The 17043-nt window shown below is 60.6% G+C and carries 19 protein-coding genes and 2 pseudogenes; 2 read left to right on the top strand and 19 right to left on the bottom strand.

Features of this window, described 5'->3' with window-relative positions; genetic code table 11:
• Positions 1-13: 13 nt before the first annotated feature.
• Both DW850_RS02730 and DW850_RS02725 read right to left on the bottom strand, forming a co-directional pair.
• A complete protein-coding gene (locus tag DW850_RS02730; protein WP_117786162.1) occupies positions 14-2755 on the bottom strand; it encodes a PRD domain-containing protein in 2742 nt (913 codons plus the stop codon).
• A gap of 227 nt (positions 2756-2982) precedes the next feature.
• Positions 2983-3300 (bottom strand): 5'-methylthioadenosine/S-adenosylhomocysteine nucleosidase, encoded by a 318-nt coding sequence (locus DW850_RS02725; protein ID WP_229026325.1) that lies wholly within the window; start codon positions 3298-3300, stop codon positions 2983-2985.
• Between DW850_RS02725 and DW850_RS10355 the strand changes: the two are divergent.
• Positions 3257-3364 (top strand): annotated as a pseudogene (locus DW850_RS10355) (hypothetical protein); the annotation flags it as partial. The gene DW850_RS02725 and the pseudogene DW850_RS10355 sit on opposite strands and share 44 nt — an antisense overlap.
• 292 nt (positions 3365-3656) lie before the next feature.
• The gene (locus tag DW850_RS10350; RefSeq protein ID WP_231501554.1) at positions 3657-3758 is read left to right on the top strand and encodes an IS3 family transposase; all 102 of its coding nucleotides are present in this window, start codon (positions 3657-3659) and stop codon (positions 3756-3758) included.
• A gap of 767 nt (positions 3759-4525) precedes the next feature.
• Here the strand turns inward: DW850_RS10350 and rplX are convergent.
• From rplX to DW850_RS02635, 17 genes and pseudogenes are all read right to left on the bottom strand, one after another.
• On the bottom strand, positions 4526-4831 hold the full coding sequence (gene rplX / locus DW850_RS02715) for a 50S ribosomal protein L24 (protein WP_117786161.1): 306 nt from the start codon (positions 4829-4831) through the stop codon (positions 4526-4528).
• Between the two features lie 13 nt (positions 4832-4844).
• Positions 4845-5213: a 50S ribosomal protein L14 gene (rplN, locus tag DW850_RS02710; RefSeq protein WP_006235041.1), complete on the bottom strand. Its 369-nt coding sequence runs from the start codon at positions 5211-5213 to the stop codon at positions 4845-4847.
• A 118-nt stretch (positions 5214-5331) separates the two neighbouring features.
• Positions 5332-5592 carry a 30S ribosomal protein S17 gene (rpsQ, locus tag DW850_RS02705; protein ID WP_006235040.1) on the bottom strand — a complete coding sequence of 87 codons (261 nt, stop codon included), beginning with the start codon at positions 5590-5592 and terminating at the stop codon, positions 5332-5334.
• Positions 5593-5608: 16 nt separating this feature from the next.
• Entirely contained in the window at positions 5609-5824 is a 216-nt protein-coding gene (gene rpmC, locus DW850_RS02700; protein WP_006235039.1) for a 50S ribosomal protein L29, read from the bottom strand.
• Between the two features lie 107 nt (positions 5825-5931).
• Positions 5932-6327: pseudogene (gene rplP, locus DW850_RS02695) on the bottom strand (50S ribosomal protein L16); the annotation flags it as partial.
• Positions 6327-7037 carry a 30S ribosomal protein S3 gene (gene rpsC / locus DW850_RS02690; protein ID WP_006235037.1) on the bottom strand — a complete coding sequence of 237 codons (711 nt, stop codon included), beginning with the start codon at positions 7035-7037 and terminating at the stop codon, positions 6327-6329. The gene rpsC and the pseudogene rplP, both read right to left, overlap by 1 nt.
• 6 nt (positions 7038-7043) lie before the next feature.
• A complete protein-coding gene (gene rplV, locus DW850_RS02685) occupies positions 7044-7415 on the bottom strand; it encodes a 50S ribosomal protein L22 (protein ID WP_006235036.1) in 372 nt (123 codons plus the stop codon).
• 14 nt (positions 7416-7429) lie between these two features.
• The gene (gene rpsS / locus DW850_RS02680; protein WP_006235035.1) at positions 7430-7690 is read right to left on the bottom strand and encodes a 30S ribosomal protein S19; all 261 of its coding nucleotides are present in this window, start codon (positions 7688-7690) and stop codon (positions 7430-7432) included.
• A 32-nt stretch (positions 7691-7722) separates the two neighbouring features.
• Complete coding sequence (rplB, locus tag DW850_RS02675; protein WP_055250219.1) at positions 7723-8553, bottom strand: 50S ribosomal protein L2; 831 nt, start codon at positions 8551-8553, stop codon at positions 7723-7725.
• A gap of 179 nt (positions 8554-8732) precedes the next feature.
• Complete coding sequence (gene rplW / locus DW850_RS02670) at positions 8733-9020, bottom strand: 50S ribosomal protein L23 (protein WP_006235033.1); 288 nt, start codon at positions 9018-9020, stop codon at positions 8733-8735.
• On the bottom strand, positions 9021-9647 hold the full coding sequence (rplD, locus tag DW850_RS02665) for a 50S ribosomal protein L4 (RefSeq protein WP_006235032.1): 627 nt from the start codon (positions 9645-9647) through the stop codon (positions 9021-9023). It lies immediately after the preceding gene.
• A 46-nt stretch (positions 9648-9693) separates the two neighbouring features.
• The gene (gene rplC, locus DW850_RS02660) at positions 9694-10314 is read right to left on the bottom strand and encodes a 50S ribosomal protein L3 (RefSeq protein ID WP_089572481.1); all 621 of its coding nucleotides are present in this window, start codon (positions 10312-10314) and stop codon (positions 9694-9696) included.
• Between the two features lie 449 nt (positions 10315-10763).
• Positions 10764-11390, bottom strand: a complete 627-nt coding sequence (locus tag DW850_RS02655) for a histidine phosphatase family protein (RefSeq protein WP_117786160.1) — start codon at positions 11388-11390, stop codon at positions 10764-10766.
• Between the two features lie 39 nt (positions 11391-11429).
• The gene (locus DW850_RS02650) at positions 11430-12584 is read right to left on the bottom strand and encodes a cation diffusion facilitator family transporter (RefSeq protein WP_117786159.1); all 1155 of its coding nucleotides are present in this window, start codon (positions 12582-12584) and stop codon (positions 11430-11432) included.
• 149 nt (positions 12585-12733) lie between these two features.
• Positions 12734-13948: a PTS transporter subunit EIIC gene (locus DW850_RS02645; protein WP_117786158.1), complete on the bottom strand. Its 1215-nt coding sequence runs from the start codon at positions 13946-13948 to the stop codon at positions 12734-12736.
• A gap of 40 nt (positions 13949-13988) precedes the next feature.
• Positions 13989-15713: an acetyl-CoA carboxylase, carboxyltransferase subunit beta gene (accD, locus tag DW850_RS02640; RefSeq protein WP_117786157.1), complete on the bottom strand. Its 1725-nt coding sequence runs from the start codon at positions 15711-15713 to the stop codon at positions 13989-13991.
• Positions 15700-17043: an acetyl/propionyl/methylcrotonyl-CoA carboxylase subunit alpha gene (locus tag DW850_RS02635; RefSeq protein WP_117638186.1), complete on the bottom strand. Its 1344-nt coding sequence runs from the start codon at positions 17041-17043 to the stop codon at positions 15700-15702. Before DW850_RS02635 ends, accD begins: the two co-directional genes overlap by 14 nt.

The following is a 17043-nucleotide window of genomic DNA, read 5'->3' as shown; positions in this document are numbered from 1 at the left end:
GGCGCGGGGAAGGTCACTCGTCGAGCAGGAGGTCCGAGGAGCCGAGGCGCTCTTCTCGCGCCGGGGCGGCGCTCACGCTTATGTAGTCGAAGACATATGCGATCTCGCTTACGGGAACCTCTACGCGATAGCGCGTCGAGATGCTCGAGAAGCTCTGCCTGAAGGACTCGATGAAATCGGCGCGTTCCTCCTCGAAGCGGTCCTGGCCAACGTAGGTCTCAATGGGGTTTCTGGTAACAAGGCGCTCGACGAGACAGCAGAGGTGAACGTAGAGCCCAATGATGGCGTTACTGCCGATCTTCTCGCCTGTCCTGCGCTGAAGCTCGTGCACGGCGCTCTCGATCTCATGGAATAGCCGCTCCGGGTCGAGGATGGTGATGGAGCGGATGACGTTCTGCAGCGTCATGTTCGAGAGCAGCTTCTCGTGGAAAGAAGAGAGCTCGGAAGCGTCAAGCCACCTGCCGAACACGGCATCAACCTTAGAGGCGGACGCCGTCGACATGATGTCCTCGAGGGCGACGAAGGGGACGGAGGCGACCCCGGGGTCTCCCGTGCCGATGACGGCACAGACGCGGTGCTCGGAGAAAACGGCGTCGTTCGACCCGTTCGCGACGAGCTGCTTGAAGGGCCTCGTGAGCAGGCGCGCGCCTATGGTGCGCGGGAGGCTCTGCGAGACGAGCTGGCGTATCCTCTCCGCGGCGTCGACCCCGGACTCGGAGCAGAAGACGATGGCGTCCTCACGGTTGACGCGCTCGATCATCTTGCAGTGCGTCACGCACGCGGCGGTCGCATCGCCAAGAACCTCGGCGATGGACTTGCCGCCGAGCAGCCCGACCCCGATCTCGAGCGCAAGACCGGTAGAGACGTTGTTCACCACGCCGATAGTGGAGTCGGTAACGTTCTCGAGGGCCTTATAGGCCTCCTCCAAGGAGCCCATGTCGACGAGGAACACGACCCCGGTGCAGTAGGAATGGCGGTCGACGAGGCGCTGGAGCGGACCGACGATGTCCTTCAGCTGCTGGTCGTAGGGCATGTCGACAGCCTCGTACACATGCATGCCGAGCATACGGTTCGCCGCGTCGGCGATGCTCGTCGCCGTTGAGTAGCCGTGGGACAAGATGACGCAGAGCGTCCGAAGGGCCTTCGCATCGCGAGACTCCGATGCGACGCACAGCGTCAGAAGCGTCTTCGTGAAGTGATCGAGCGAGATTCCCAGCGCCCCTTCCACGTCTGCGGCGACCTGATCGGAGACACTCGAGGCAAACGGCAATTCGGAGGTCACGGCACCGAGGAGATGGGAGATTTGCTCCGCACAGGCAGACTTTCGCTTAGCCAGGCCGATACCCGGCCACAACTGCAGGCAAATCTCCTGGGCCAGTAGAAAAGCGACCTTCCTCGAAAGCTCGATGCCATAAGAAGAGCCTGCGTCGGCAAGGACCGCGCCCACGACGCGCTCGAAGGCGCGCGACCTCGAGGAGGCGACGCCGTGGTCGAAAATCAAGTGATCCTCAACGCCGCGCACAGCGGAGACAGCTTGCGAGACAAGCTCGGAGACAGAGAGCTCCCCGGCGCAGAATCGCTCATCGAGGGAGCACAGGGCATCGAGCGCCTGCTCGACCGGCCCTGTGCTCTCGGCGGCATCCAGAGACGCGTCGATCAGAACGCCATCGTCGGGCTGTTGATCGATCTGCGCGGAGGAGAGGAGCCCGCTGGGAAGAAGATACGGGCGAACGACGACGTAGTCGCCCTCGCGATTGAGGAACGCTTTGGCGCAGCAGTTCGTCACGCAGGCGCGCAAGCCGGCGATGTTATCGGAAAAGTCCGCGTTCACGAGGCAACGGTATGCGCCGCGGCTGATCTTCACATCAGAACCGATTCGGCACCCCTCGCTGCGCAGGAAGCTCAAGATGAGATCCTCGCGCTCCTCGGGGGTCCGCTCCTTGAGTGAGGGGACGCGGGCACAGATGGGCATTTTGCTGTAGGCCGAGGAAACCTTCAGGTCATCGGCGGAAAGCGTCGTCGAAAGAACGAGGCGAGCGCGCGGCGCATCCTGGGAGGCATCGAGCCCGAGGGCCGTCGCAAGGCAGTGCTCCATCGCAGAGGGAGAGAGTGCCTCGATGCCGTTGACAAAGACCACACCCCCGCGCGCTTTCGCGATCGACTCGTCAAGAAGCCCGTTGAACGAGGCGGCGTCCGGGACCCCGGCGCAGTCGATGCGCACATAGGAGGAGTCGCGGGACAGCAAGCCCTGGTTCTTGCCGTACTCGTACACAAGGCGAGAAAGGAAAGACTTACCGACACCCACGCCGCCGCTCAAGAGGATGGGCAGGCCAAACGGAGGGTACTGAACCGCAGCCTTGCACTGCTCGACAACGGAGCTGAGGCTCATGTCGAAGCCCACGGCACGCGCGAAGTCGCGGTGATCGGCGATTCCCGTCGCTTGGATGAGGTCGGCGAGCGAGGCGTACTCGCTTGCAGAGAGCTTTACCTGAAAACGCTTCTGGAACGCGCGGCGATGAAAATAACGGACAGGCCTGCCCGCCACCTTAACCACAAGACCGGCGCGAACAAGGTCGTTGAGGTACTGGCTCGCCAGGCTCCTGGAGATGATGAGCGTCTCGGCGATGTCGGAGGTGGACAGACGGGCAAGGTCGTCGAGCGAGACGGCAGAGGTGAGGGCCTCGAGATGCTCGAGAATCCTGTCCCTCATGTCGACGGGTTTCTTTGCCAAGCTGTCCTGTGTGGTCTTGTCCATGACTTCTTACCTCCTCGTACAAGGAGTATAAGGGGAGAACAGAGAACGGAAGGGGGCGCGTGGGGGAATCAACAGCTCCGAGGAAAAGTCCACCACTTGAGGGGCAGAAAACAACGGCCATTGAACATTCAGGGCCGACGCTCAACACTTCGGCTCGACACTTCGCTTTGGAAAGGGCCCCGGCGCGCCGGGGTCCCAACATAAAGAAGGGCCCCGGCGCGCAGGGCCTAAAGCTTAACCATGCGCGCGGCGATGCGGGCGCAGTCGCAGGCGGCCTTCTTCTCGAAGGTGTTGTAGTCGACGACCCGGCCCTCGGCGCAGGGCTTGTCGCTGATGGCGCGCACGACGACGAGGGGCACGCCGTTGAGATAGGCGGCCTGCGCGATGGTGCAGCCCTCCATCTCGCAGCACAGGTCGCCGAAGGTCGCGAGGATTCGCTCCTTCTGTTCCGCGGGCGAGACGAACTGGTCGCCGGAGACGACGCGGCCCTTGAGGACCTTAATGTCGGGGGCGACGGCGGCCGCGGCGGCGCACGCCGCCAGCAAGGGCCGGAACGGATCGCGCAAGATCAAGGCGTCGCCCGGGAGGTCGGGCGTTACCGTCAGCCGGCGCCGCGTCTGCCGCATCATGAGGGAGAACGGCCTGGCCGGCGCATACGGCAGGAAGAGGTTCAAGGTGCACCCCGGGGCGGTCAACGAGGCCGACGTGTCGAACGTCGTCGCGCGCGGCTTCGGCGGCAGGGCGCCGTGCACCCATATATGCAGCGACTTGGCCTGCGTGCGCGTCGGGGCGTCGTGGAACTACGTCTGCCTGCTCGTCGACCTCTGCAACGGGGAGATCGTCGGCCACTCCGAAGGACCGAGGAGGGACGCACGAGCGCCGAGCCAAGCTCTTGGATTACGTGCACTGGTACAACAACTTCAGGATCCACTCGACGCTGGGCTACATGTCGCCGGTCGAGTTCAGGGAGGCGGGGCCGTCCCTCCCGGAATCGTCCAAATAAGTGTTGCCAATCCATAGCCGATCCAGCCATCATCTTCGCGAAGGCGGACGTCAGGAAAAGCTCGGCTTGAGCTCGGTCGGACGCGGTCTGTGGGGCATCATTCAGGCTCAGGGGGTCTCCTTGTCTTCTTCGGTCGCAACCTGAATGATAGGGACGGCCCCTTCTCTCTTTCCCCTTCGTTTTCGACGCGTCACCCTCTCGGCGGGCTTAAGGCCCGCGCTCGCGGGTGCAGGGGCTACGCCCAAATCCCAAAAACGTAACGACGTGCTCGAAGCGTTTCCGGACGTCAGCGTAATCTCAAATCCCGTTCGTCAACTCATGGGCAAGCCACCTGAGACTACTCATTTCTCCTACTGGCAATGAAAACCTGCGACCTGCAGTTTTGCAAACTGCTTGAAAGCCACCTGCGTTGATTCACTTCCTATTGCAGCTGGCGGCTTGCACGCGAAAAGGCATTTAAGTTTCAAAACGGGCGTTTTCGGCGCTATCGAGCCTCCAAAGGCATCCCGCCGCGCCCTTTGGGACAAAAACAAAAACTCAAAGCCCTGAGTTCGAAAATAGTTTTTGGAGTTGTCCCGACTTTTGTCCCCGAAGCCGACGAAACGCGACAGGGTGTCACCTGGCGGCACTCGATTCGAGACGGCACCGAAAACTGGATGCAACCGGAATGACAGGACGGCAGAACCGAAGCCATCGAGTAGGGATAGAAAAAAGCCCGGGTGCCATGGCATCCGGGCCTTTGCTAGCAACTTGATGTTGCGGGCAGCTTAGAACTTGTGGCCGCACTTCTTGCAGACGCGCAGCTTGTTCTTGCCGTCCTTCTCGTGACCGACGCGGGTAACCTTACCGCACTCGGGGCAAACGAGATTGACGTTGGAGGCGTCGATGCGAGCCTCCTGCGAAACGATGCCGCCCTGCTGGTTGGCAGCGTTGGGCTTGACGGCCTTCTTGACGACCGAAACGCCCTCGACAACGACCTTGTTCTCGGCGGGGAGAGCACGCAGGACAACGCCCTGCTTGCCGCGATCCTTACCAGAGAGAACCTGGACCTTATCGCCCTTCTTGATATACATATATCTCCCCTAACTACAGGGTCTCGGGAGCGAGCGAGACGATCTTCATGTACTTCTTGTCACGAAGCTCGCGAGCGACGGGCCCGAAGATACGGGTGCCGACGGGCGAACCATCGTTGTTGATGACAACGCAGGCGTTCTCATCAAAGCGAATGTAGGAGCCATCCTTGCGGCGGATCTCCTTAACGGTGCGAACGACGACGCAACGGACAACGTCCTTCTTCTTGACGTTGGCGCCAGGGGTAGCCTCCTGGACAGCACCGATGAACACATCGCCGATGCCTGCATAACGACGCTTGGAACCGCCAAGCACCTTGATGCAGCGAATCTTGCGAGCGCCGGAGTTGTCGGCGACGTTCAGCATGGTTTGCATCTGAATCATGGTAGATGTTCCTCCGAACTAAGAACCGAAGAGAGGTGCGCAGCCTTTATACGGCCCGTGGTATGCAAGCCAGGCATACGCACATCTTCGGAAACGTACAAGTCGTAAGAGCGACTGCTTATTTAGCGCGCTCGACGACCTCGATGAGGCGCCAACGCTTCATCTTGGACATAGGACGGGTCTCCATAACGCGGACGGTATCGCCCACGCCAGCCGTGCACTCCTCGTCGTGAGCGTGCAGCTTCTTGGAGCTGGTCATCATCTTGCCGTACTTGGGGTGACGCTTGCGCTCGGTGATGGTGACAACAATGGTCTTGGCACCGGAGACGGAGGTAACGACACCCGTACGGACCTTACGCGAGTTACGCGAATCAGTCATGTTCTCTCCTTAGGTCCTACTCGGCGACAGCGGACTTCTCCGCTGCGATCTCGCGGGCGCGCTGCTCCGTGAGGACGCGAGCGATGTCCTTCTTCACGGTGTTGACGCGAGCGGTGTTGTCCAGCTGGCTGGTGGCCATCTGGAAACGAAGGTTAAAGAGCTCGGCGCGCATTTCCTTCAGCTTCTCAACGAGCTGAGCGTCCGAGAGCTCACGAATCTCTGCGGGCTTCATTAGTTCTCCTCCTTGGCGGCGGCGGCGTCCTCAGCAGCCCACTTGGCCTCGAGAGCGGCCTCCTCAGCCATCTCCTTCTCGATGCGCTGCTCAGCGTTCTTGGCAGCAACAATCTTGGTCTTGATGGGAAGCTTGTGCTGTGCAAGACGCAGAGCCTCGCGAGCGACCTCCTCGGGCACGCCCTTGACCTCGAACATGATGCGGCCGGGCTTGACGACGGCCACCCACTCCTCGGGATTACCCTTACCAGAACCCATGCGAGTCTCGGCAGGCTTCTTGGTGATGGGCTTATCGGGGAAGATCGTGATGTAGACACGACCGCCACGCTTCATGTAGCGGGTCATGGCAATACGAGCGGCCTCGATCTGACGGTTGGTGATCCAATGGGCCTCGAGAGCCTGGATACCAAACTCGCCGAAATGCAGCTCGGTATTACCCTTGGCCTGGCCCTTCATGGAGCCACGCTGCACCTTGCGGTGAAGAATACGCTTAGGGGCAAGCACTACTGACCCCTCCTCTCGGAGTTACGACGACGAGGACGGGAAGAGCCCTCGAGTGCAGGGTTGGGAACAGGCTGGCCCGGGAGCTTCTCGCCCAGGTAGATCCAGACCTTCACGCCGCAAGCGCCCATGGTGGTGCTGGCGACAGCCGTGCCGTAGTCGATCTTGGCACGGAGGGTGTGCAGAGGCACGCGACCCTCGCGGTACCACTCACGACGGCCCATCTCGGCACCGCCGAGACGACCGGAGCACTGGATACGGATGCCCTTAGCGCCGGCCTTGCGGGCAGACTGGACAGCCTTGCGCATAGCGCGACGGAAGGCAACGCGGCCCTCGAGCTGCTCGGCGATAGACTGAGCAACGAGGTTGGCGTCGAGCTCGGGGCGCTTGATCTCGACAACGTCGACGGAGAGCTGGCCCTTGGAGACGCCAGCGACCTTCTCGAGCTCGGTGCGGAGGGTATCGATCTCGGCACCCTTCTTACCGATGACAACGCCGGGGCGAGCGGTGAGGATGATGACCTTCACCTTGTCGCCAGCGCGCTCGATCTCGACGCGGGAGACAGCTGCGCGGGAAAGACGCTTCTCGAGGTACTTGCGGATCTCGAGATCGTTACCGAGGGTCTTAGCGTAATCCTTCTCTGCGAACCAGCGGGAGCGCCAGTTCTCGGTGATGCCAAGACGGAAGCCGGTGGGGTAGACTTTCTGACCCATACAGCTTTACGCCTCCTTTCGAGGAGCAACGACGACGGTGATGTGGGAAGTACGCTTCAGAATGCGAGAAGCGGAACCCTTGGCGCGGGGACGGATGCGCTTAAGCGTCGGACCCTCGTCAACATAGGCAGCGGCGACAACCAGGTTGTCGGCACGCAGACCGTTGTTGTTCTCGGCGTTCGCAACGGCGGAACGGAGAACCTTCTCGACATCCACGGCGACGGCGCGGTCGCAGAAGTGGAGGATGTCGAAGGCCTGAGCGACAGGCTTGCGGCGGATCAGATCGACCACCAGGCGGGCCTTGCTGGGGGAAACACGCACGTACTTAGCGACGGCGCGAACCTCGGTGGCCTCAGTTTCAATAGACTTAGTTGCCATTTACGGTTAACCCCCTATTTGGCCTTGTGGCCACGGAACGTACGAGTCGGCGCGAACTCGCCGAGCTTGTGACCAACCATGGACTCGGTAACATACACGGGCACATGCTTGCGGCCGTCGTGGACGGCGATGGTGTGACCAACCATCTCGGGGAAGATGGTGGACGCGCGGGACCAGGTCTTCACGACGTCCTTCTTGCCAGCCTCGTTCATCGCGGTGATACGCGAGAGAAGGCGAGTCTCCACGAACGGGCCCTTTTTGAGACTTCTGCTCATAAGTGCTTTCTCCTAAAACTCGGTATCCGAAATTACTTCTTACGGCGACGAATGATGTGCTGGTTCGAGACCTTCTTCTTCTTGCGCGTACGAAGGCCCTTCGTCGGCTTACCCCAAGGGGTAACAGAGGGACGACCAGAGGTGTGGTTCTTGCCCTCGCCACCGCCGTGCGGGTGGTCGACAGGGTTCATGACGGTACCGCGGACGGTCGGGCGCACGTTCATGTGACGCTTACGGCCGGCCTTGCCGATGACAATGTTGGCGTGATCGGCGTTGCCGACCTCACCGACGGTGGCGCGGCAGGTAACGAGGATGCGACGCATCTCGGAGGAAGGCATACGGACGATAGCGTACTTGCCCTCCTTGCCCATCAGCTGGCAGGAGTTGCCGGCGGAACGGGCGATAGCAGCGCCCTTGCCCGGCTGGAACTCGACGGCGTGGATGAGCGTACCGACGGGGATGTCGGCGAGGGGCAGAGCGTTGCCCGGCTTGATGTCGGCGTCAGAGCCGGACATGATGGTCTGACCGACCTCGAGGCCCTTGGGGGCCAGGATGTAGCGCTTCTCACCGTCAGCGTAGTGCAGCAGAGCGATGCGAGCGGAACGGTTCGGATCGTACTCGATCGTGGCAACCTTGGCGGGCACGCCGTCCTTGTTGCGCTTGAAGTCGATCACGCGGTAACGACGCTTCACGCCGCCGCCCTGGTGGCGGGTGGTGATGCGGCCGTTGTTGTTACGACCGGCCTTCTTGGGCAGGGGCTCGAGAAGAGACTTCTCGGGCTTGGTGCAGGTGATCTCGGAGAAGTCGGAGATCGTCTGCCAACGCCTACCAGCGGAGGTCGGCTTAAGGTGCTTTACAGCCATTACAATCCCTTTCAATAGGAATCCGTTAGCCATCGCAGACAGGGATTCGAGGTTCTGCCTCGGGTGCGATGACACCGGACGTATACACGGTTCCGGGCGTGTCCATTTTATACGCCCAAAACCTTGAGCTCCCGCCTCCCCTATTTGGGAGGCATGAGCTCACTCAACAGCAGCGAGTCTTAGGCCTGGTTGCCAAAGACCTCGATGGTGTCGCCCTCGGCCAGCGTGACGATGGCCTTCTTCCAAGAACGGGTCTTGCCGGCGACATAGCGCACGCGCTTGGTCTTGGGCTTGACCGTCAGGGTGTTCACGCGAACGACCTTGACGCCGAAGATCTCCTCGACAGCGTCCTTGATCTGATACTTGTTAGCATCCTTGGCGACCTCGAACGTGTACTTGTTCTGCTCCATGCCGGAGAAGGAACGCTCGGACACGATCGGACGGATGATGATCTCGTGGGCGGTCATTTATGCAAGCACCTCCCCGAAGTGAGCGGCGATGTCGGCGGGCATCAGCACGGCGTTGTTGTTGACGAGATCGTAGGTGTTGGCCTCGTCGGCAGTGATGATGAACGTCTTGGGAATGTTGCGGAACGACAGGTAGGCGTTGACGTCCTCATCGCGAACGATGATGGTCAGACGCTTGCCCTCAAGGCCGAGAGCCTTGAGCATGGCGACGGCAGCCTTGGTGGAAGGCTTCTCGAAGCCGTAGTCGTCGACGAGCACGAGCTCGCCATCGGCCAGCTTGGCGGACAGCGCGGAGCGCATAGCCAGCTTGACCTCCTTGTTGTTCATACGCTTAGCGTAGGAACGGGGCTTGGGGGCGAAGACAACGCCACCGTGACGCCACTGGGCAGCACGGATGGAACCCTGGCGGGCACGGCCGGTGCCCTTCTGACGCCAAGGCTTCTTGCCGCCACCGGAAACCTCAGAGCGACCCTTAGCAGACTGGGTGCCCTGACGCCAAGAGGCCATCTGGCACTTGACGATGTGGTGCATAACGTGGATGTTCGGCTCGATGCCGTACACCTCAGCGGCGAGCTCGGCCTCGGCGACCTTCTTGCCCTCGCTGTTCTTTACTTCAAACTTTGCCATTTAAGTGTTCTCCTTGGTATGACGCTGGGCTAAATGGGCTGGGCCCTTAGGCCATACGGATGGCGACGAGACCATTCTTGGCACCCGGGACAGCGCCCTTGACCAAGATGAGGTTCTGCTCGGCATCGATGCGGACAACGGAAAGGTTCTTGACGGTAACGCGCTCGTTACCCATGTGACCGGCCATCTTGACGCCCTTGAGGACGCGCGCAGGATAGGCGCACTGACCGATAGAACCGGGGTGACGCTGGAAGTGAGAACCATGCGTCATAGGACCGCGGCGCTGACCCCAGCGCTTGATGCGACCCTGGAAGCCCTTACCCTTGGAGGTACCGATAACGTCGACCTTCTCGACATCAGCGAAATCAGCGACGGTGACGACCTCGCCGACCTTGTGCTCCTCGCCGTTCTCGACGCGGACCTCACGAAGGAAGCGGACAGGCTCGACGCCAGCCTTGGCGAAGTGGCCAGCCATGGGCTTGTTCACGTTCTTGGCCTTGATGTCGCCGAAACCGATCTGGACGGCGTCATAGCCGTCGGTTGCCTGAGTTTTAACCTGCGAGACAGCGCAGGGGCCAGCCTGGATGACCGTGACGGGAACGACGTTATCGTTCTCGTCCCAAACCTGGGTCATGCCAATCTTGCGGCCGAGAATCATGCTGATCAAGATATGATCCCAACTCTCGCGTGGTCTTGGGACAATGCGTACACCACCGAGCGTACGCCCCTAGAGGACCACTACTTACACGACGTGCTCCCCAGCCTTGTATTGCGCCTGAACTACCTGACAACCCTATTAAGCAGGCATTTTGTCCAGCCAGAATACTCCCCTGGTTTCACACAGCTGTTTAGTATACACGGCTGCGGGCGTATCCATCGAGATTCATATTTCACTCACATTGTTTACGCAGGTAAAGTGCGTGGATGGCTCCCGAGCACGGCGGAGGGCCGGAGAAATATATTAAGGTCCCTGCTCTACAGTCCTGCGCAAGACGGAGAGCACATTAAGTGCTCTCCTTTGCGTGCGGAACTCGCGATGACCTTAATATATTTCTCCGGCCCTCCGCCGTGCTCGGGAGACGACACGTTGATGTCTGCTTAACTCTGCTCGCTCAGCTAATTACTTTGTTGGGGGTCCACTATTTGCTGGAGGGTGAACTTGCATTGCATTGGCTCGCCTTCTGCTTGTGGCTTTTCCTCGTCAAAAACGAAGATCATGATGGCGCAGTTGGGGAGTTTTGCTGGGAGCTCGAAGCCCTCTGGGGCTGCGGCCTTGATAAATTGGCGGCTGGCGCTGCCGTGGCTTACTGCTAGGAGGGTTTCGATACCATCGGCGCCCATGAGATTGGTGAGGGTGCCTACCATGCGTTCTTGCAACGCGTGGCTTCCTTCTCCTCCGAAGGGGACCAGATCCTCGCCGGGGTCCCAGACGTCGGTAGGCAGCGCGTCGTGGGGGCCTTCCTCAAAGGTGCCGTAGCTGCGCTCGATGATGCCTTCGCAGGACTCGACTGCTGCATCCGGGCCGAGGAGTTCGGTTGCGACGAGACTTGCCGTGTTCATGGCTCGGCCTAAGGGCGATGAGACCACTTTGTCGGGGACGACGCCGTGGGCTTTGAGCCACGCGGCTGCCATTCCCGCTTGTTTACGGCCCAGGTCGGTTAACGGTGAATCGCAGCGGCCCTGGACCAGCTTTTTGACGTTGAATTCTGTCTGGCCGTGGCGGAGTAGATATAGCTTCTTCATGCTCTCCCCTTCTGCATCATTTGCTTTATCGGCTCGGCCCTACTCGTGGGTATGCCCTACGTAGTCTTCGTCGATCGTGATCTTGGCAATCGACTTGGGATATTCAGATTCGACACGTTTCGCCAACGCGTGCTTTAGGTCCTCGGCGCTCATCGCCAAATCCGAGGGACGTACGCAGTCAAAGATCACGTTGGTATGCGTGGGACCCGGAACACAGCGTAGGTCGTGGATCGAGAGGCGGCTATCAATCTCCTGGGCCATGGCGTTAATGCGTAAACGCATGCTCGCCACCTTGGGATCGTCGGTCACGATGGGGTCGTAATGGAGCGTGACAATCATGCCGTCTTCGTTCCTAAACGCCTGCTCAATATTGTCGAGCGTGTCATGGCTTTTCAGCGGGCTGACCTCGGCTGCCATCTCGGCGTGAGCGCTTGCGAACTTCCTGCCCGGGCCGTAGTCGTGAACCATCAAATCGTGAACGCCCAAAACGCCGGGGTAGCTCATGATCTTGTCTCGAATGTGCTTGACCAGCTTAGGATCGGGCGTCTGGCCCAAAAGCGGGCTCACCGTATCCTGGATGAGTTCAAAACCGCTCCAGCCAATATAGGCGCCAACGGCAAGGCCGACCCATGCATCAAGATTGATATGCGTCACCTGGGAAACAATCGCGCACGCCAGCACGGCGCCCGTAGCAAGAACATCGTTCTTGGAATCCTGCGCGGTCGCACGCAGCGTCTCGGACTCAATGCGGTCACCGAGCTTTTGGTTGAGGGCCGCCATCCACAGCTTTACGACCATCGAAAGCACTAGAACTGCCACCAGGGCAAGCGAGAACTCGACAGGTTCCGGGTTGACGATACGCTCAACCGAGGACTTCACCAGTTCGATGCCAATAAGCAGCACGAGCGCCGCCACAACCAGACCCGAGAGATACTCGTAGCGGCCATGTCCGTAAGGATGCTCGGGGTCGGCCGGCTTGCTCGCCAGCCTAAAGCCCAGCACGCTCACGATATTCGAGCTGGCATCGGACAGGTTGTTCATGGCATCCGCCACGATCGAAACCGATCCCGACAGCACGCCAATTACGCCCTTCGCAGCACAAAGCGCAACATTGGCGAGAATACACACCACGCCCGTCAACGTGCCCACGCGCGCACGGTCGCCCTGCGCACGACGAACAATCCACTCAACCATCTATATCCGCCCCCACGGTACTACCTATATATCTATTGCTCAAACGGATTGTAGTGTAGCCACTTTGCCCCACAGATACAAAAAGGCCGCAACCCACACGGGCCACGACCTTGGAACATGACAAAGAAATCGCCCTTTGTCGCACGGGTTTATGCGCTTGCTTCGGCCACGCTCTTCGAGGTTTCGGGTGAATCAGCTCCGTCCCCCGTCGTCTGCCCCTTCGCCGGCACCACGCCAAAGCAGTAGCTCAGCGCCGCAGACACCGCAAATGCCACACCGCCGGCAGCACAGCACCACAGCAGGTTCGAGATGCCGCCCGTGGCAAAGCCAATGACCATGAGGACATTCGTCATGCCGATGGTATAGGCCGTAACGTGGCCCACGGCCGCAACAAGGCCTCCGACGGCACCGCCAATGGCCATGCACGTCAGACACCTGCCATATTTAAAGCCGCAACCGTACAGCGCTGGCTCGCTTACGCCGCCAAGAACACCCGAGATTGAATAGCCCAGCATGAGCGCCTTCTCGTCCTTATCCGCAACGCGAAGCGACGCGCCAAAAGGCATGCCCCAAACGGCGAACGTCGCCATCGTCGCGGCAATCAGGATGCACGAATCCGTTCCCACACTCATAAACTGCGCGTACGCAAGCGATAGGACAACGTTGCTGATACCCGCGATCTTAAGAAACTCCCAACCCGCGGCAAGCCCCATGAGCGTGAGCAGCGACACGATGCCACCGGAATTGCCAAGCATAAACATAAGCTGGCCCAACAGCATGCCCAGATAGCTGCCCGCCGGCGCTGTAATACACAGCGAAACCGGAACCATGACGAGCATGGTTGCAAACGGAACGAACGAAAATGCCACGGCCTTAGGGATAACTCGATGAAAGAAACACTCCACTCGCCATAGCACGGGCACCGAGATGAGGACCGGAATAACAGTCGTCGTGTAATCGTTGACCGGCGCGGGAAGCAGACCATACACGGAAGTCATCGATGCCCCCGCCGTCGATGCGGCATCGACGAGCTTAAGCAGATCGGGCGCAATCAATACGCCGCCCAGCATCATGCCCAGTTGTTCCGAGCAACCGAGCTGGCGGGCAGCCGCCCAACCAAGATAGATGGGCAAAAAGTAGTAACCGGCGTTATAGAGCCAACTGTAGAACAGGCGATAGATTTCGGAATCGGCAGGCCACAGGCCCAGCATGCCTTCGCCCATAATGACGGCGACGGTGCGGAACAACGCCGCGCAGACAATAAAGGGCAGCGCCGACATCATGCTTTTGGACAGATAGTCCACCACGGCCATGGCGTTTGATGAAACCGTCGTTGTAAACGAGGTGTTAGAAACTTGTGACATGGAACGCCTTTCCCAATGTGACATGCGGACTGTCCCTTTGTCACATCGTGCGGTACTGACCGATTGCGCGGTACTTTTCGTAGCGGAGGTTTGTGAGGGTCGCGTCGTCGAGCCGCCCAAGCGTATCGAAGGCATCAAATGCCGAGGACATGACGGCGCCGGCGATCTCCTCATGCGACAGGCCCCTATCGTCGACAATGCCGTCGATGATGCCAAGCGCCAACAGATCGGGGGCCGTGAGCTTAAGCGCCTCGGCGGCCTCATTCGCGCGCTCGGTATCCTTCCACAGGATCGACGCACAGGCCTCGGGGCTCACGACCGAATAGGCCGAGCTCGAGAGCATCAGGATGCGGTCGGCCACGGACAGCGCCAGCGCGCCACCAGAGCCGCCCTCGCCTGTCACCACCGAGACAATCGGCGTCTTAAGGCCGCTCATCTCCATGAGATTCTGGGCAATCGCCTCGCCCTGGCCGCGCTCCTCGGCACCGATGCCGCAAAACGCGCCCGAAGTATCGACCAGGCACAGAACCGGTCGACCAAACTTTTCGGCCTGGCGCATCAGGCGACGCGCTTTGCGGTAGCCCTCGGGATGCGCCATGCCAAAGTTGCGGCGCATGCGCTCTTTGGTCGTGGTGCCGCGCTCGATGGCGATAACCGTCACGGGACGTCCGTCTTTCCAGCCAATGCCACCCACCACGGCGGCGTCGTCACCAAAGTAACGGTCGCCATGCAGCTCCACAAATCCGTCCAAGCCCAGCGAGATCATCTCGCCCGCCGTGGCACGATCTGCCGAGCGGGTCTGCTTGACAATCTCGAGCGCGGTTTTTGGTGCCGCCGAGCGCTTAAACAAGTGTCCCAGCTTTTTGCCGCGGCGACCCGCATGCACGATTTCATGCGGTGCCCCCAGGCCGGGCGCGTGCCCTTCGTGCAACGCCAGCAGCTCGCCTACCGTGAGCGCAATCTCGCCACGCGGAACGACGGCATCGCAAAAGCCGTGCTCCAGCAAAAACTCGGAGCGCTGGAATCCCTTGGGCAGGCGCTTGTGCATGTTCTGCTCAATCACGCGCGGGCCGGCAAATGCCGTCAGGGCATCGGGCTCGGCCAGGATAATGTCGCCCTCCATGGCAAAGCTCGCGGTTACACCTCCGGTCGTGGGATCGGTGAGCACCGTGATATACAGGCCGCCCGCCTCGCTGTGGCGCCTAACCGCCGCAGAAATCTTGGCCATCTGCATGAGCGAGGTCACGCCCTCCTGCATGCGGGCGCCGCCCGATACGGTAAAGCCAACGACCGGCAGCCCCAACTCGGCCGCGCGCTCAAAGACACGACAGATCTTCTCGCCCACCACGGAGCCCATTGAGCCCATCATAAAGTTGGCATCCATAAAGAAGAGCGCGGTATCGCAGCCGCAGATTTTGCCCCTGCCGCACACAACGGCATCGCGCTCGCCCGAACGCTCGCTCACGCTCTTAAGCTTGTCGGCATAACCGGGAAACGAGAGGAAGTCCTTCGACGCCAGATTGGCATCCCATTCCTCAAAGGTACCCGCGTCGACCGTCATGCGCATGCGCGCGCGACCGCTCACGCGAAAATGCTTGCCGCAACGAGGGCAGACCTCGAGGTTGTCGTGCAGGCGTGCCTCATCGATCACACGGCGGCACTCCGGGCACTTGATAAACACGTGGCGCGCGGGGAACTCGGCGCACGACTCGGTTATCGGCCCCTCAAGGACGTTGACCGTCTTCGCTTTTCTATTCATCAGCATAGAGATGCCCCATCAGATCGGTGTGATACATGCCCGACAAGAACTCGTCGTTTGCCAGCACGTCGAGCTGAAGCTCGCTGTTTTCGCTCACGCCCTCAATCACGAGCTCGCCCAGGGCCGAGCGCATCTTACGAATGGCACCGTCGCGCGTGGGCGCACACACGATGAGCTTGCCGAGCATGGAGTCGTAGTACGGCGGAACTTTTGCACCGGTAAACATGGCCGAATCCCAGCGCACACGCGGACCACCCGGTACACGCAACGCGGTGACCGTTCCGCATGACGGCAGGAAGTCCGGCGTTTCGGCATTGATGCGGCACTCCATGGCATGATTGCGGACTGGCATGTCCTCCTGCTCAAAGGGCAGAGGCTGGCCGGCAGCCACGCGCAGCTGCCACTTAACCAGGTCGGTATCGGTCACAAACTCCGTAACCGGATGCTCCACCTGCAAGCGCGTGTTCATTTCCATAAAGTAGAAATTGCCGTCATCTGAGTACAAAAACTCAATGGTGCCGGCGCCCTCATAGCCAACGGCACGAGCCAGGTCGCGCGCGGCCTTGTGCATGCGCGCGCGAATATCATCGCGTCCGTCGAGGCACGGCGCGGGGCTCTCCTCGATCAGCTTTTGGTTGCGGCGCTGCACCGAGCACTCGCGCTCGCCGAGCGAAAACACATGGCCCTGCTTATCGGCCATAATCTGCACCTCAACGTGATGCGCCGGCGCGACGAACTTCTCCATGTAGCACTCGCCGTCACCAAAAACGGCCTCGCCCTCGGCACGCGCCTCGATGAACGCCTTTGCCGCATCTTCCACGCGCTCGACCTTGCGAATACCGCGACCGCCGCCGCCGGCACGCGCCTTGATGAGCACGGGACAGCCGATGCGCTCGGCCTCGGCCGTCGCCTCCTCGGGGCTTTTGAGCAAATCGCAGCCCGGCACGATGGGCACGCCCGCGGCAGCGGCCGTTCGACGTGCGGCGTCCTTGTCGCCCATGCTGTCGATGACCTCGGCCGAGGGACCGACAAACGCTAGACCGTACTTGTCGCAGTCGCGCACGAAGCTCGCCTTCTCGGAAAAGAAACCGTAGCCAGGATGGATCGCCTTTGCCCCCGACTTCACGGCACAGGTGAGCACAGCATCGTCGTTGAGGTAGCTCTCGGCAAGACGCGGGCCGCCGATGCAATACGCCTCGTCGGCAAGCTGCACGTGTAGCGCGTCCGCATCGGCCGTGGAATAAACGGCGACGGTCTTGATGCCCATATCGCGGCACGCGCGGATAACACGGACCGCGACTTCGCCGCGGTTGGCGATGAGCACTTTGTCGAACAT

Origin of the sequence: Collinsella sp. AM36-4AA (assembly GCF_003467795.1) — a bacterium.
Taxonomy (GTDB): Bacteria; Actinomycetota; Coriobacteriia; order Coriobacteriales; family Coriobacteriaceae; genus Collinsella.
This window is presented reverse-complemented; position numbering and strand designations above follow the sequence as displayed.